Below are 14,871 nucleotides of genomic sequence, written 5' to 3' on the forward strand. Positions count from 1 at the left end.
CGCCCGCTCGCGCCGGCTCAGTGGGCCGCGAGCCAGTCGCGCACGAGCATCGACCACCGGCGCGGGTCGTGGTTCCAGAGCTTCGTGTGCCGGGCGCCCTCGAAGACCTCGAACTGCACGAGGTCCGGGCGGACCTCTGCGAGGCGGCGTGATCCGTCGATGGGCACGAACCCGTCGTCCTCGCTGTGCATGAGCAGGATCGGCACGTCCAGTTCGTCGGCGCGGGCGACGGCGTCGAGCGCTTCGAGGTCGATCGGTGCCGCCAGGCCCGTCAGCGTCCCGGCGATCGGAGCGCTGAGCACGCGCGCGACCGCACCGCCGAGCTCGTCCGGAAGCCCCATGGCCCGACCCTGGAAGCGGAGGATGTCCGGCCAGTCGACCGCCGGGGACTCGAGGATGACGCCCACCAGGCGTTCGCGCACCTCGGCGGACCGGAGGACGGTCTGCAGCGCGATCGAGCCGCCCATCGACCAGCCCATGAGCACGATCCGTCGCGCTCCCCGCTCCACGGCGAAGTGCACCGCCGCGACGACGTCCTCCCATTCGGTGCCGCCGAGCCCGTAGCGACGGTCCTCGCTGGCGGGGGCGTCGCCGTCGTTGCGGTACGACACCAGCAGGGTCGACCAACCCGCCTCCGCCGCCGGCTCGACGCCGCGCAGCCCCTCCGGTCGTCGGGCCCCCCGGCCGTGCACCTGGATGACCCAGTCGCCCGACGTCGCGCCCGCGTCGTCGGTCGCGGGGACGAACCAGGCCGGCGCCGGGCCGAGCCGGGTGGGGACCATGACGTTCTCGTAGTGCGCGGAGACCTCCCACGGCCCGAGGTGGAACCATCCGCTCATGCGGCCACGGCCGGCACGGTCGAGTCGCCCGAAGTCGACCGACTCGACCACGCGTCGGACTCGGTGGCCGTCGTCGTGGAGGACGTCGCCGACGCGCGCGTACCCGGAATCGTGCTCGAACCACAGCCCGTAGCGGCCGCGCATGCGTGCGAGGTCGGAGCCGCCGAGCACGACCTCCCCGGCCGCAAGGTCCGTCCGCTCGATGCGGATGTCGTCCTCCTGCTGGGTCTCGGGAGTGACCACGCGTCGCGCGAACAGCACCGCCGTCGCCGCACTCGCGGCCAGGAACGCGCCGCCCAGGATCGCGATCCCGCCGAGCACCGCACCCACCGGCCCCATCGTGCGCTCGAGCCGTGCCATGCTGCCTCCTGCTCCGTCGGGATGAGCCCGACCCCCGCGGCGCGCCGCCACCGGGCCCCGTGCTGCAGACTCTAGTCTGCGAGGGTGTCCGACTCGGCGACCACACCTCCCCCGGAGTTCGCCGCGGCGCTGGAATCGCTGCGGTCCGCGACACCGCGACCGGAACTGCGCGTGTCGGAGATCACCGCGCCCTCCTCGCTGGCGCCGTGGGCGGTCGCCCTCGCCGCCGACCTCGTCCCCGGTCGGCACGCCGAGGACTCCGAGCTCGGCACGGGCCGCTTCGTACTGCTGCACGACCCGTCGGAGCCGGAGTCGTGGGGCGGCCGGTTCCGCGTCGTCTGCTTCGCGCAGGCTCCGCTCGAGACCGACATCGGCATCGACCCGTTCCTCGCCGATGTCGCATGGTCGTGGCTCGTCGACGCCCTCGACGCCCGGGACGCGCGCTACGTCGCCGCGTCGGGCACCGTGACGAAGATCCTCTCCACCGGCTACGGCGAACTCGCCCGGCAGGGCGACGGCGCGGAGCTCGAGCTCCGCGCCTCCTGGACCCCGCTCGACGCCGAGATCGCACCGCATGTGGAAGGGTGGAGTGAGTTGCTGTGCATGCTGGCCGGCCTGCCTCCGGGTTCGGAGGGGGTGACGGCCTTTCCCACACGGAGGAGGAGACGTGGCTGACGAGTTCCACGTGATCGACTCCCGTGCGGCCTACGACGACGCCGTCGAGGCCATCACGGGCGGCGTGGGCCCGGTCGCCGTCGACGCCGAGCGCGCGAGCGGGTTCCGCTACTCGCAGCGCGCCTACCTGATCCAGGTGTTCCGGCGCGAGGCGGGGACGTTCCTGCTCGATCCGACGCGCATCGAGGACTTCGGCTCGCTCCAGGGGGCGATCCGCGACGAGGAGTGGGTCCTCCACGCGGCGAGCCAGGACCTCGCCTGCCTGCGCGAGGTCGGCCTCGACCCGGCGCACGTGTTCGACACCGAACTCGCCGCGCGCCTCCTCGGGATGCCGCGGGTCGGACTCGCCTCGGTCGTCGAGGAGCTGCTCGGCGTCAAGCTCGCGAAGGAGCACTCGGCCGCCGACTGGTCCACGCGCCCGCTGCCCCAGTCGTGGCTCACGTACGCCGCCCTCGACGTCGAACTGCTGGTCGACGTGCGCGACCGCCTGGCCGAGCGGCTGGTCGACGCCGGCAAGGAGGAGATCGCACGCGAGGAGTTCCATGCGACGGTGCACCGCGCGGCGAAGCCGCCGGCCGCGGAGCCCTGGCGGCGACTGAGCGGCATCCACGCGCTGCGCTCGCCCCGCAACCTCGCGGTCGCGCGGGCGCTGTGGCAGGCACGCGACGCGCTGGCGGCGGAGACGGACGTCGCGCCGGGCCGCCTGGTGCCGGACGCCTCGCTCCTCGCGGCGGCCAAGGCCCTGCCCGAGTCGAAGCGAGCCCTCGCCGACCTGAAGGCCTTCAACGGGCGCGCCAGCCGCACCGAGCTCGACCGCTGGTGGGACGCGATCGAGTCGGCGCGCACGGCGGAGCCGCCCGCCGCGCGGGTCCCGAGCGACGCACCCCCGCCGCCGCGGTCCTGGGCGGCCCGGAACCCCGAGGCGGACGCCCGGCTGCGCCTCGCGAAGGCCTCGGTCGCGGAGGTCGCCGAGCGGCTCGACATGCCGCTGGAGAACCTGCTCACGCCCGATCACCTGCGACGGGTGGCGTGGCGCCCGCCGACGGACTCCACCCCTGAGGCGATCGGCCTGGCCCTGTCCGACCTGGGCGCGCGCACGTGGCAGGTTGAGGCTACCTCACAGATAATCGCGGCTGCGTTTGTACAGGCTGCACAATCGCTCGAAGACGCCGCGCACGAGCCTTCGTAGGAACCGCCAACCGATTCCGCCCCCGTGCGGGGGCCTTCCTACGATCGTCACATTCCTCATTCGAAAGGGAGCTGCAGCGTGGCTGAACGAGCTGACGTCGTGTTCGTCGACGGGGTCCGTACCCCCTTCGGCAAGGCCGGCGACAAGGGCATGTACTGGAACACCCGGGCGGACGACCTGGTCGTCAAGGCGATCGTGGGGCTGCTCGAACGCAACCCGAACGCCCCCAAGGAGCAGATCGACGACGTGGCCATCGCCGCCACGACGCAGACCGGCGATCAGGGCCTGACGATCGGGCGCAGCGCCGCGATCCTCGCGGGCCTGCCGAAGTCGGTCCCCGGCTTCGCGATCGACCGCATGTGCGCGGGCGCGATGACCTCCGTCGCGATGCTCGCCGGATCCATCGGCTTCGGCCAGTACCGGCTGGCGATCGGCGGCGGCGTCGAGCACATGGGCCACCACCCGATGGGCTCGGGCGTCGACCCGAACCCGCGGTTCGTGGCCGAGAAGATGGTCTCCGAGGACGCCCTCGTCATGGGCGCGACCGCCGAGCGCATCCACGACCGCTTCCCGCACCTGACGAAGGATCGCGCCGACCGCTACGCGATGGGCAGCCAGCAGAAGACCGCTGCGGCCTACGAGGCGGGCAAGATCCAGCAGGACCTCATCCCGGTCGCGATCCGCTCCGGCGAGGGCTGGGGCATGGCGACGCGTGACGAGGTCATGCGACCCGAGACCACGCTCGAGGGCCTGGCGACGCTGAAGACGCCGTTCCGCCCCCACGGTCGCGTGACCGCGGGCAACGCCTCCGGCCTGAACGACGGCGCGACCGCCGCCCTCCTGGCCAGCGGCGACGCCGCCAAGGAGTACGGCCTGAACGTCAAGATGAAGCTCGTGAGCTACGCCTTCGCGGGCGTGGACCCGGCCATCATGGGCATCGGCCCGGTGCCGGCGACCGAGAAGGCGCTGCGCCTGGCGGGCCTCACGATGGACGACATCGGCATCCTCGAGGTGAACGAGGCGTTCGCCGTGCAGGTGCTCTCGCTGCTCGACCACTACGGCATCGACGACGACGACCCCCGCGTGAACCCGTGGGGCGGCGCGATCGCCGTGGGCCACCCCCTGGCCTCGTCGGGCGTGCGCCTGATGAACCAGCTGGCCAGCCAGTTCGCCGAGCGCCCCGACGTGCGCTACGGCATCACGACCATGTGCGTGGGCCTCGGCCAGGGCGGAACCATGGTCTGGGAGAACCCGAACTACTCGCGCAGGGCCGCGAAGAAGGCCTGAGGGACGAGGCGATGACCGACTACACGAAGATCGATTTCACCGAGCTCGCGGGCATGTTCGACGACGAGGTCGTCACGCATTCCTACGTGCGCGACATCCCCCTCTCGGAGGGCCGCACGCTCGCGCTCGTCACGCTCGACAACGGCCGTGATCACACGCGCCCGAACACGCTCGGCCCGAACACGCTGCTCGAGTACGCCGCCACCCTCGATCGGCTCACCGAGCGGGCCGCGGCCGGCGAGATCCACGCCGTGGCGGTGACCGGCAAGCCGTTCATCCTGGCGGCGGGCGCCGACCTCTCCAAGGTCTCGCAGCTGCCGAACCGCGAGGCGGGCCTGCGCATCGCGCAGCTCGGCCACCACGCGCTCGGCAAGCTCGCGACCGTGGGCGTGCCCTCGTTCGCGTTCATCAACGGCCTCGCGCTCGGCGGCGGCGTCGAGATCGGCCTGCACGCCGACTACCGCACGGTCGACGCATCCCTGCCGGCGGCGGCCCTGCCCGAGGTGTTCCTCGGCATGATCCCGGGCTGGGGCGGTGCGACCCTGCTGCCCAACCTGATCGGCATCGAGAACGCACTGAAGATCGTCGTCGAGAACCCCCTGAAGCAGAACCGGACGATCAAGGCGCCCGAGGTCCTCGACCTCGGCATCGCCGACGTCATGTTCCCCTCGGTCACCTACCTCGAGGACTCGATCCGCTGGGCCGACGACGTCGTCTCGGGCCGGGTGAAGGTCAAGCGCCCGAACGAGCCCGGCAAGCTCGAGCGCATGGTCAAGTGGGATGCGGCGATCGGCATCGCGAAGAAGATGCTGCAGAACCGGATCGGCACGGTGCCGAAGTCGCCCTACGCCGCGCTCGAGCTGCTCAAGGCGGCCAAGTCCGGCAGCCGCGAGGAGGGCTTCGCCCGCGAGGACGAGATGCTCGCCGACCTCGTGTCCGGCGACCAGTTCCACGCGTCGATGTACGCCTTCAACCTCGTGCAGAAGCGCGCGAAGAAGCCGGCCGGTGCTCCCGACAAGTCGATCGCGAAGCGGGTCTCCAAGGTCGGCGTCCTCGGTGCGGGCTACATGGCCAGCCAGTTCGCCCTGCTGTTCCTGCGCCGCCTCCAGGTGCCGGTGGTCATCACCGACCTCGACCAGGAGCGCGTCGACAAGGGCGTCGCCTACATCACCGGCGAGATCGACACCCTGCTCGGCAAGGGACGCATCTCCTCCGACGAGGCCAACCGGCTCAAGGCCCTCATCCACGGCACGACCGACAAGGCCGAGTTCGCGGACTGCGACTGGGTGATCGAGGCGGTGTTCGAGGAGCTCTCGATCAAGCAGGACGTCTTCGCCGAGATCGAGCCGATCATCTCCCCCGAGGCCGTGCTCGCGACCAACACCTCGTCGCTGTCGGTCGAGGAGATCGGTGCCAAGCTCGAGCACCCCGAGCGCCTGGTCGGATTCCACTTCTTCACCCCGGTCGCGGTGATGCCGCTCATCGAGGTCGTGAAGACGAGCCGGACCGACGACGAGACGCTGTCGACGGCGATGGTGACCGCCGCCAAGCTCAGGAAGAACGCCGTCATCACGGCCGACACGCCCGGCTTCGTGGTGAACCGCCTGCTCGCCGTGCTGCTCGGCGAAGCCATGCGCGCGGTCGACGAGGGCACGCCGTTCGAGACGGTCGACGAGGCCATGGCGCCGCTCGGCCTGCCGATGGCGCCGTCGGCGCTGCTCGACCTCGTCGGGCTGAAGGTGGGCGCGCACGTGCTCGACACGCACCACGCCGCATTCCCGGACCGCTTCTACCGGTCCGAGAACCTGCACGAGCTCGCCGACTACGGCACGCTCCTCGACAAGGACGACAAGGGCAAGGTCAAGGGCTTCGACAAGGGCGCGCTGAAGATCGTCGCCGGCGGCACGACGCCGTCGACCCCGGAGGAGATCCTCACCCGCCTGCAGGACGGACTCGCTCGCGAGACGAAGCTCATGCTCGACGGCGACGTGGTCGCCGCGGCCGAGGACATCGACCTCTGCATGATCCTCGGTGCGGGCTTCCCGTTCCAGATGGGCGGCCTGACCCCGTACCTCGACCGCGTGGGAGCGTCCGAGCGGGTCTTCGGCGACACCTTCCACCACCCGCCGATCCGGGGCGTCGAGTCCTGATCGCGTAGTCGCACCACCGCGGACGGCCCCCGACGAGATGTCGGGGGCCGTCCGTATGCTCGCGGCGTGACGCGCTTCCAGTACTACGTGGCCTCGACGCTCGACGGGTTCATCGCCGACGAGCACGACGGGCTCGAGTGGCTCCTCCAGTTCGGCATGGCGGAGTTCACCGAGCACTACGAGCGCTTCTTCGCCGGGGTCGGCTCCCTCGTGCTCGGGGCGACCACCTATAAATGGGTGCTCCGCGAGGGCGGCGGTTGGCCGTACGGCGAGCTCCCGACCTGGGTGCTCACGCATCGCGAGCTCGAGACGCCGCCGGGCGCCGACATCCGATTCGCCGCCGGAGCGATCGAGTCCGTGGCGGATGCCGCGGCCGCGGCGGCGGGCGACCGCAACGTCTGGGTCATCGGCGGCGGCCCGGTCGCGGCGCAGTTCCTCGAGGCCGGCCGACTCGACGAGTTGCTCGTCACCTACATGCCCGTGGCCCTGGGCCGCGGTCGCGCGCTCCTGCCGGTCGACCGGGCGACGACGCCGCTCAGCCTCACGGCCGTCACGAGGCTCGGCGACGCGGTCGAGCACGTCTATCGCGTGGGGTGAGGCGGGCAGCCTCCCGGGCTCGCCTCGAGCGGCCGGAGGTCAGACCCTCGGCTGTGCCCCGGTGTCGGTCGGGAGTTCCATGCCGGCGTTGCGGGCGTGCGGGAGCTTGCTGCCGAGCACCATGGCGGTGACATCGCGCGCGATGTGCTGCGGCGTCAGGCCGACCCGCTCCAGGATGTCGCCGCGCGAGCCGTGGTCGAGGAACTCGTCGGGCAGTCCCACCTCGGTGACCGCCGTGTCGACTCCCGCCTCGCGGAGGTCCTGGCGGATCCGAGTGCCGATCCCGCCGACCCGGATCCCGTCCTCGACGCTGACGAGGATCCGGTAGTCGCCGGCGAGCGAGACGACGCTCTCCGGCACGGGAACGACCCAGCGGGGGTCGATCACCGTCGCGCCGATCCCCTGCGCCTCGAGGCGCCGGGCGACCTCGAGTCCGACGCCCGCCATCGGGCCGACCGTGACGATGAGCACGTCGTGCCGGTCGCTCTCGACGAGCACGTCCACCCCGTCGTGCGTGCGCCGCTCGGCGTCGTATTCGGTCCCGACCGTGCCCTTCGGGAAGCGCAGCACCGTCGGCGCGTCGGGGACCCGCACGGCCTCGCCGAGCTCCTCCGCGAGGCGGACCGAGTCACGCGGCGCGGCGATGCGGATGCCCGGCACGACCTGCAGGATCGAGAGATCCCACACGCCGTGGTGGCTCGGCCCGTCCGGACCGGTGACGCCGGCGCGGTCGAGCACGAACGTGACGCCGGCGCGATGCAGCGCGACGTCCATGAGCAGCTGGTCGAACGCGCGGTTCATGAAGGTCGCGTAGACGGCCACGACGGGGTGCAGGCCGCCGAACGCGAGGCCGGCGGCGCTCGTCACGGCGTGCTGCTCGGCGATGCCGACGTCGAACACCCGCTCGGGGAACCGCTCCGCCATGCGGTGCAACCCGGTGGGCCGCAGCATCGCCGCGGTGATGCCGACCAGGCGCTCGTCGCGCTCCGCGAGCGAGACGAGCTCGTCGGCGAACACGCTGGTCCACGACGGCGCCGACGCGGTCACCAGGGACTCCCCCGTCTCCGGGTCGATCTGGCCCACGGCGTGGAACTGGTCGGCCACGTCGCGGCGAGCGGGTTCGTAGCCACGCCCCTTCTCGGTGATCGCGTGCACGATCACCGGGGCCCCGTAGTCCTTGGCCTGCCGGAGCGCCTCCTCCACCGCGCGCTCGTCGTGCCCGTCGATGGGGCCGATGTACTTGATGTCGAGGTTCGAGTACAGCGCCTCGTTGCCGCTCACGCGGCTGAGGAATCCGTGGAGCCCTCCGCGCACGCCGCGGTAGATCGCGCGACCGGGCGCACCCAGGCGGTCGAACGCGCTGCGGCTGCGCAGGTGGAGCGAGCGGTACGTCTGCTTCGTCCGCACCGTGTTCAGGAACCGCGCCATGCCGCCGATGGTCGGCGCGTACGAGCGCCCGTTGTCGTTGACGACGACCACGAGGTTGCGCGTGTTGTCGTCGGAGATGTTGTTGAGCGCCTCCCACGTCATGCCACCCGTGAGCGCGCCGTCGCCGACGACGGCGACCACGTGCCGGTCGCCCTGACCGGTCATCTCGAACGCCTTCGAGATGCCGTCGGCCCACGACAGCGAGCTCGACGCGTGCGAGCTCTCCACCACGTCGTGCTCCGACTCGCCGCGCTGCGGGTATCCCGCGAGGCCATTCGTCTGGCGGAGGGTGGTCAGGTCGCGCCGGCCAGTCAGGAGCTTGTGCACGTACGACTGGTGACCGGTGTCGAAGATGATCGGGTCGCGGGGCGAGTCGAAGACGCGGTGGATCGCGAGCGTGAGCTCGACCACGCCGAGGTTGGGCCCGAGATGACCGCCGGTCTTCGACACCTCGGCGACGAGCACCTCGCGGATCTCTCGGGCGAGCGCGTCGAGCTGGTCGTCGGAGAGCGCATCGAGGTCGCGCGGTCCGCGGATCGTGTCGAGCAGCCTCATGCGTCGTGCCTCCGGGTGCGTGGGGCGCGGTGCGCGCCCGGGTTTCGTTCGAGTGTACGCCGGGCGGCCTGTGAGCCCGGGAAGAGGTCGGGGGCGGTGAGCCGAAGCTCGCCGCCCCCGACGCGTGCCGACGTCAGACCAGGCTGCGCAGCACGTACTGCAGGATGCCGCCGTTGCGGTAGTAGTCCGCCTCACCGGGGGTGTCGATGCGGACCACGGCGTCGAACTCCACCGTCTGCGCGCCCTCGGGCGAGAACTCGCTGGGCTCGGCGACGACGTGCACCGTCTTCGGCGTCGTTCCCTCGTTCAGCTGCTCGAGTCCGGAGATCGAGATGACCTCCGTGCCGTCGAGCCCGAGCGAGTCGGCCGACTCGCCCGCCGGGAACTGCAGCGGCACGACGCCCATGCCGATGAGGTTCGAGCGGTGGATGCGCTCGAAGCTCTCGGTGATGACGGCCTTGACGCCGAGCAGGTTCGTGCCCTTCGCCGCCCAGTCGCGGCTGGAGCCCGAGCCGTACTCCTTGCCCCCGAGGACCACGAGCGGGGTGGCCTGCGCCTGGTAGTTCATCGACGCGTCGTAGATGAACGACTGCGGGCCGCCCTCCTGCGTGAAGTCGCGGGTGTACCCGCCCTCGACGCCGTCGAGCAACTGGTTCTTCAGGCGGATGTTCGCGAACGTGCCGCGGATCATGACCTCGTGGTTGCCGCGACGCGAGCCGTAGGAGTTGAAGTCCTTGCGGTCCACGCCGTGCTCGGTGAGGTACTGGCCCGCGGGGCTGTCCGCCTTGATCGAGCCGGCCGGCGAGATGTGGTCGGTCGTGACCGAGTCGCCGAGCTTGGCCAGGACGCGTGCGCCTGAGATGTCGGAGACCGGGGTCGTCTCGAGCGTCATGCCCTCGAAGTACGGGGGCTTGCGCACGTAGGTCGACTCGGGGCTCCACTCGAAGGTCGCACCGCTCGGCGTGGGCAGGGTCCTCCAGCGCTCGTCGCCCTCGAAGACGCTCGAGTACTGCTTGTCGAACATGTCCTTGTCGATCGACGCGTCGATCGTGGCCTGGACCTCGGAGGCGTCGGGCCAGATGTCCTTCAGGTAGACCTCGTTGCCGTCGCCGTCGGTGCCGAGCGGGTCGGACTCGAAGTCGAAGTTCATCGTGCCGGCGAGCGAGTACGCGATCACGAGCGGCGGGCTCGCGAGGTAGTTCATCTTGACGTCGGGGTTGATGCGACCCTCGAAGTTGCGGTTGCCCGAGAGGACGGCCGTCACGGCGAGGTCGTTCTGCTGGACCGCGGCCGAGACCTCCTCGATCAGGGGCCCCGAGTTGCCGATGCAGGTGGTGCAGCCGTAGCCGACCGTGTAGAACCCGAGGTCCTCGAGGTCCTTCGTGAGGCCGGACTTCTCGTAGTAGTCGGTGACGACCTTCGACCCGGGGGCGAGCGTCGTCTTGACCCACGGCTTCGCCTTGAGGCCCTTGTTCACCGCGTTGCGGGCGAGGAGGCCTGCGGCGAGCATGACGGACGGGTTCGACGTGTTGGTGCACGAGGTGATCGCGGCGATCGTCACGGCACCGTGGTCGAGCGTGTAGTCCGTGCCGTCCGCCGCCTGCACCTTGGTGGGCTTCGACGCGGTCGCCGGAGCGTGGCTGCGGTGGTGGTGGACGTGGTGGCTGTGCTCGTCCTCCGGCGAGTTGCCGGGCGGGTCGGAGGCCGGGAACGACTCGGCGACCTCGAGGTCGACGAGGTCGTGCTCGACGTCGGCGTAGTTCGTGAGGTCCTGCTCGAACTGCGACTTCGCCTCGGAGAGCACGATGCGGTCCTGCGGGCGCTTCGGGCCGGCGATCGACGGGACGACGGTCGCGAGGTCGAGCTCGAGGTACTCGGAGTAGACGGGCTCGTTGTCGGCGTCGTGCCAGAGCTTCTGCTCCTTGGCGTACGCCTCGACGAGGGCGAGCTGCTCCTCGCTGCGCCCGGTGAGACGCAGGTAGTCGATCGTGACGTCGTCGATCGGGAACATGGCGGCGGTCGAGCCGAACTCCGGGCTCATGTTGCCGATGGTGGCGCGGTTGGCCAGCGGCACGGATGCCACGCCCGAGCCGTAGAACTCGACGAACTTGCCGACGACCCCGTGCTTGCGGAGCATGTCGGTGATCGTGAGGACCACGTCGGTCGCGGTCACGCCCGCGGGGATGGCGCCGGAGAGCTTGAAGCCGACGACCTTCGGGATGAGCATCGACACGGGCTGGCCCAGCATGGCCGCCTCGGCCTCGATGCCGCCGACGCCCCAGCCGAGCACGCCGAGACCGTTGACCATCGTCGTGTGCGAGTCGGTGCCGACGCAGGTGTCGGGGTAGGCGCGAGTCACGCCGTCGCCTCCGTCGGTGGACACCGTGCGGTGGTAGATGACCTTCGCGAGGTGCTCGATGTTGACCTGGTGCACGATGCCCGTGCCCGGCGGGACGACCTTGAAGTCGTCGAACGCGGTCTGGCCCCAGCGCAGGAACTGGTAGCGCTCGCCGTTGCGCTCGTACTCGATCTCGACGTTGCGCTCGAGGGCGTTCTCGGTGCCGAAGAGGTCGGCGATCACGGAGTGGTCGATGACCATCTCGGCCGGCGAGAGCGGGTTGATCTTGTTCGGGTCGCCGCCGAGCGCCACGACCGCCTCGCGCATGGTCGCGAGGTCGACGATGCAGGGCACGCCGGTGAAGTCCTGCATCACCACGCGCGCCGGCGTGAACTGGATCTCCGTGTTGGGCTCGTCGGTCGGCACCCAGGATCCGAGCGCCTCGATCTGCTCCTTCGTGACGTTCGCACCGTCCTCGGTGCGCAGCAGGTTCTCGAGGAGCACCTTCAGGCTGAACGGGAGCTTCTCGTGACCGGCGACCGTGTCGATCCGGTAGATCTCGTAGGACTCATCCCCGACGTGGAGCGTGTCCTTCGCCCCGAAACTGTTCACTGCAGACACGATGTCCTCTCCTTCGCGGATGCCGCCGTCGCGGCCGTTCGCGGCGTCCCCGGCGTCGTGCTCCGGGAGCCGCCCCAGCAAGGCTAGCCCAACCGCGTCACGCGCCGACAGGATGTGCCGGCACCCGGGATTTATCTTGATGTCGAGATAACTGTATCACCCGTCGGTGCGCTTGGCCGGGTACACGGCGCGTACCACCAGCCACGAGAACACGAGCAGCAGCGCGTAGAGCGGTACGCCCATGAGCAGCCGCGTCGCGCCGAGCGCCTCCACGTTGCCCGCGAAGTAGAACGGGACCTGGACCACGAGCCGCCCGACGAACATGCCGAGCCACACCAGGGTCAGCAGCTGCATCGCGCGATAGGTGCGGCGGCGCTGGCGCCAGGCCGTGCCATCGCCCATCAGGAATCCGACGATGATGCCCACGAGTGGCCAGCGCACGAGCAGCGACACGATGATCCCGACCGCGTAGGCCGCGTTCGTGTAGAAGCCGATGACGTAGTTGTCCTCGGCGCGCCCGGTCCACAGCGACAGCGCCGCCGAGGCGCCGACGCCGACGAGCCCGGCGATCGCCTGCGTGGGCTGGCTGCGCGTGACCAGCCTCGCCAACGTGAAGACCACGGCGAGGCCGACCGAGGCCGCGAGGGCCCAGCCGAGTTCGCGCGTGAACGTGAAGACGACGAGAAAGACCAGGCCCGGCAGGATCGCCTCGGCCATGCCGCGGATGCCGCCGAGCGCGCCGAGCAGGTCGCCGGGCGTGAGCGTCTCGTCGCGCGCGATGCGCCCGAGTCCCGAACGCTCGGCGGCAGCGGCGATCTGACGGCCGAACTCGGCCGTCGCCTCGTCGGACTCCCCCGCCGCCGGCGCCGACTCCGGAACCGACTCGCCGTGCGGGTCGGGCTCGCTCCGGGCGGGCTCGCTCCGGGCGGGCTCGCTCCGGGCGGGCTCGTCCCCGCTCACGCGGGCTGACCGCCCTGCGACGCCGGCATCCGGAGCGGGATGAGGTCGCGCGGCGGCATCGGGGTGGTGCCGCGCACGACGACGATCGACCGGAAGAGCTCCTCGACCTTCGCCGCAGCCGTCGGATCCGTCGCCGCCTCGCCGGCGATGACGCCGCGCAGGAACCAGCGCGGGCCGTCGACGCCGATGAAGCGGGCGAGGCGCATCCCCCCGGCCTGGCCCTCGGCCGTGGTGACCGGGATCTGGGCCAGCAGCTCGGGGCCGAACGTGCCCTCGCGCACCTGCGTGGTACCGCCCTGCCGGGAGATCTGGTCGGCGATCTGGGTGCGGATCTCGTGCCAGAGCCCGCTCGACCGCGGTGCGGCGAACGGCTGCACCTGCAGGGTGGAGTTGGCGAAGTCGAGGCCCACCGCCACGACGCGCTTCGTGCCCTCCTCGACCTCGAGGCGGAGGTGCAGGCCCTCGCGGGGCACGACCTTCACGCCGCCGAGGTCGACGTACGGACGCACGGGGTTGGCCTCGGACTCGTCCAGGGGGCCGTTCGTCGCACGGTCCTGGGGCGCCGACTTGGGGTGGTCGGCGGGGATGTCGTCGATGTTCTCGATGTCGCTCACGCGTGTGCTCCTGACTGGTGTGCCCCGAATCCGGTCGATCCGAATCCTCCCTCGCCGCGGAGGCTCCCGGGCAGCTTCTCGACTTCTACGAACCGCGCACGGCCGACCGGCATCACGACGAGCTGGGCGATCCGGTCGCCCTCCTCGATGCGGTAGGCCTCGCGGGCGTCGGTGTTCAGCAGTGCGACCTTGATCTCGCCTCGGTACCCGGCGTCGACGGTGCCCGGGGCGTTCACGATCGTCAGGCCGTGCTTGAACGCCAGGCCCGAACGCGGCACCACGAACGCCACGTAGCCGTCGGGCAGCGCAATCGCCACCCCGGTGCCCACGGTGGCCCGTTCACCGGGCTCGAGCACCACCGATTCGGCGGCGTGGAGGTCGGCGCCCGCGTCGCCCGGGTGGGCGTAGGCGGGCAGGCGGTCGGCCGTGATCAGGACGTCGACGGATTCGGTCACCGTTCGAGGGTAGTGCAGAAGTCTGGTCTGATAGTTCCCATGCCCGACTACCGCGAACGGCTCTGGCCGACGCCCTGGATCTACCTCTCCAGCCTGCTGCTCATCCCCGCGAGCATCCTCGTGCTCGCGCCGGTGTCGCTGCCCGCGGGCATCGCGACGGGGATCATCCTCTACCTGGCCGTCGCCGGGTCGCTGACGCTGACCTCGCCGGTGATCGAGGTCTCAGCGGGCCGCCTTCGCGCGGGCCGCGCCGAGGTTCCGCTGGAGCTGACCGGCGAGGCGTCCGCGGCGACGGGCGATGCCGCCCGGGTCGAGCGCGGCACCGGCCTCGACGCCCGCGCGTTCCTGGTCATCCGGGGATGGATCGCGGACGTCGTGCGCGTGCCGATCACGGACGCCGCGGACCCGGCGCCCTACTGGCTGGTCTCGACACGGCACCCGCACGAATTGGCCGCCGCGATCAATGGATCGCGACGGCCTCGTGGTGATGGAGCGGCGGCCTAGGCCGCGCACTCCAGGCAGATCGGCCCGAGCTTGGTCTCGTGGTCGATCTGCGAGCGGTGCTTCACGAGGAAGCAGCTCACGCAGGTGAACTCGTCCGCCTGCGGCGGGAGCACGACGACGTCGAGCTCGACGTCGGACAGGTCGGCACCCGCCAGGTCGAAGCTGCCCGGGTTGTCGGCGTCTTCGGCGTCGACGTTCCCCGACATCTTGTCGGGCACGCGCTCCTTGATGGCCTCGATCGACTCGGAGTCGTCGTCGGTCTTCCGCGGCGCGTCGTAATCCGTTGCCATTCCCATCCT

At 70.9% G+C, this 14,871-nt stretch carries 13 protein-coding genes; 6 read left to right on the forward strand and 7 right to left on the reverse strand.

The genetic code is table 11. The features are described 5' to 3' along the window. Positions 1-17: 17 nt before the first annotated feature. On the reverse strand, positions 18-1,199 hold the full coding sequence (locus tag ABME01_RS10435) for an alpha/beta hydrolase family protein (protein WP_353828337.1): 1,182 nt from the start codon (positions 1,197-1,199) through the stop codon (positions 18-20). An 84-nt stretch (positions 1,200-1,283) separates the two neighbouring features. Between ABME01_RS10435 and ABME01_RS10440 the strand changes: the two genes are divergently transcribed. From ABME01_RS10440 to ABME01_RS10460, 5 genes are all read left to right on the forward strand, one after another. After that, on the forward strand, positions 1,284-1,874 hold the full coding sequence (locus ABME01_RS10440) for a DUF3000 domain-containing protein (RefSeq protein ID WP_353828338.1): 591 nt from the start codon (positions 1,284-1,286) through the stop codon (positions 1,872-1,874). Then, entirely contained in the window at positions 1,867-3,063 is a 1,197-nt protein-coding gene (locus ABME01_RS10445; protein WP_353828339.1) for an HRDC domain-containing protein, read from the forward strand. Before ABME01_RS10440 ends, ABME01_RS10445 begins: the two co-directional genes overlap by 8 nt. 78 nt (positions 3,064-3,141) lie before the next feature. Beyond that, complete coding sequence (locus tag ABME01_RS10450; RefSeq protein ID WP_353828340.1) at positions 3,142-4,350, forward strand: thiolase family protein; 1,209 nt, start codon at positions 3,142-3,144, stop codon at positions 4,348-4,350. 11 nt (positions 4,351-4,361) lie between these two features. Further along, positions 4,362-6,500 carry a 3-hydroxyacyl-CoA dehydrogenase NAD-binding domain-containing protein gene (locus ABME01_RS10455; RefSeq protein ID WP_353828341.1) on the forward strand — a complete coding sequence of 713 codons (2,139 nt, stop codon included), beginning with the start codon at positions 4,362-4,364 and terminating at the stop codon, positions 6,498-6,500. Positions 6,501-6,566: 66 nt separating this feature from the next. After that, positions 6,567-7,097, forward strand: a complete 531-nt coding sequence (locus ABME01_RS10460; RefSeq protein ID WP_353828342.1) for a dihydrofolate reductase family protein — start codon at positions 6,567-6,569, stop codon at positions 7,095-7,097. A gap of 39 nt (positions 7,098-7,136) precedes the next feature. Here ABME01_RS10460 and dxs read toward each other — a convergent pair whose 3' ends face one another. From dxs to dut, 5 genes are all read right to left on the reverse strand, one after another. Beyond that, the gene (gene dxs / locus ABME01_RS10465; RefSeq protein WP_353828343.1) at positions 7,137-9,080 is read right to left on the reverse strand and encodes a 1-deoxy-D-xylulose-5-phosphate synthase; all 1,944 of its coding nucleotides are present in this window, start codon (positions 9,078-9,080) and stop codon (positions 7,137-7,139) included. Between the two features lie 133 nt (positions 9,081-9,213). Further along, positions 9,214-12,039, reverse strand: coding sequence for an aconitate hydratase AcnA (gene acnA / locus ABME01_RS10470; RefSeq protein ID WP_353828345.1), 2,826 nt, complete (start codon positions 12,037-12,039; stop codon positions 9,214-9,216). Between the two features lie 156 nt (positions 12,040-12,195). After that, positions 12,196-12,999, reverse strand: a complete 804-nt coding sequence (locus ABME01_RS10475) for a DUF3159 domain-containing protein (protein WP_353828346.1) — start codon at positions 12,997-12,999, stop codon at positions 12,196-12,198. Further along, positions 12,996-13,613 (reverse strand): DUF3710 domain-containing protein, encoded by a 618-nt coding sequence (locus ABME01_RS10480; protein ID WP_353828347.1) that lies wholly within the window; start codon positions 13,611-13,613, stop codon positions 12,996-12,998. Before ABME01_RS10480 ends, ABME01_RS10475 begins: the two co-directional genes overlap by 4 nt. Then, positions 13,610-14,068: a dUTP diphosphatase gene (dut, locus tag ABME01_RS10485; RefSeq protein WP_353828348.1), complete on the reverse strand. Its 459-nt coding sequence runs from the start codon at positions 14,066-14,068 to the stop codon at positions 13,610-13,612. Before dut ends, ABME01_RS10480 begins: the two co-directional genes overlap by 4 nt. Positions 14,069-14,107: 39 nt before the next feature. Between dut and ABME01_RS10490 the strand changes: the two genes are divergently transcribed. Then, positions 14,108-14,572, forward strand: a complete 465-nt coding sequence (locus tag ABME01_RS10490; protein ID WP_353828349.1) for a DUF3093 domain-containing protein — start codon at positions 14,108-14,110, stop codon at positions 14,570-14,572. On the opposite strand, the gene ABME01_RS10495 is transcribed toward ABME01_RS10490, so the two are convergent. Continuing rightward, on the reverse strand, positions 14,569-14,862 hold the full coding sequence (locus ABME01_RS10495; protein WP_353828350.1) for a DUF4193 domain-containing protein: 294 nt from the start codon (positions 14,860-14,862) through the stop codon (positions 14,569-14,571). The genes ABME01_RS10490 and ABME01_RS10495 overlap by 4 nt on opposite strands. Between the last annotated feature and the right edge of the window lie 9 nt (positions 14,863-14,871).

It is taken from the genome of Agromyces litoreus, from assembly GCF_040496015.1.
Classification (GTDB): domain Bacteria; phylum Actinomycetota; class Actinomycetes; order Actinomycetales; family Microbacteriaceae; genus Agromyces; species Agromyces litoreus.

Bases quoted from the DNA above. Each gene is read 5' to 3' on its own strand.
- ABME01_RS10435 (WP_353828337.1), bottom strand. From the start codon at position 1,199: ATGGCACGGCTCGAGCGCACGATGGGGCCGGTGGGTGCGGTGCTCGGC.
- ABME01_RS10455 (WP_353828341.1), top strand. From the start codon at position 4,362: ATGACCGACTACACGAAGATCGATTTCACCGAGCTCGCGGGCATGTTC.
- dxs (WP_353828343.1), bottom strand. From the start codon at position 9,080: ATGAGGCTGCTCGACACGATCCGCGGACCGCGCGACCTCGATGCGCTC.
- ABME01_RS10490 (WP_353828349.1), top strand. From the start codon at position 14,108: ATGCCCGACTACCGCGAACGGCTCTGGCCGACGCCCTGGATCTACCTC.
- ABME01_RS10495 (WP_353828350.1), bottom strand. From the start codon at position 14,862: ATGGCAACGGATTACGACGCGCCGCGGAAGACCGACGACGACTCCGAG.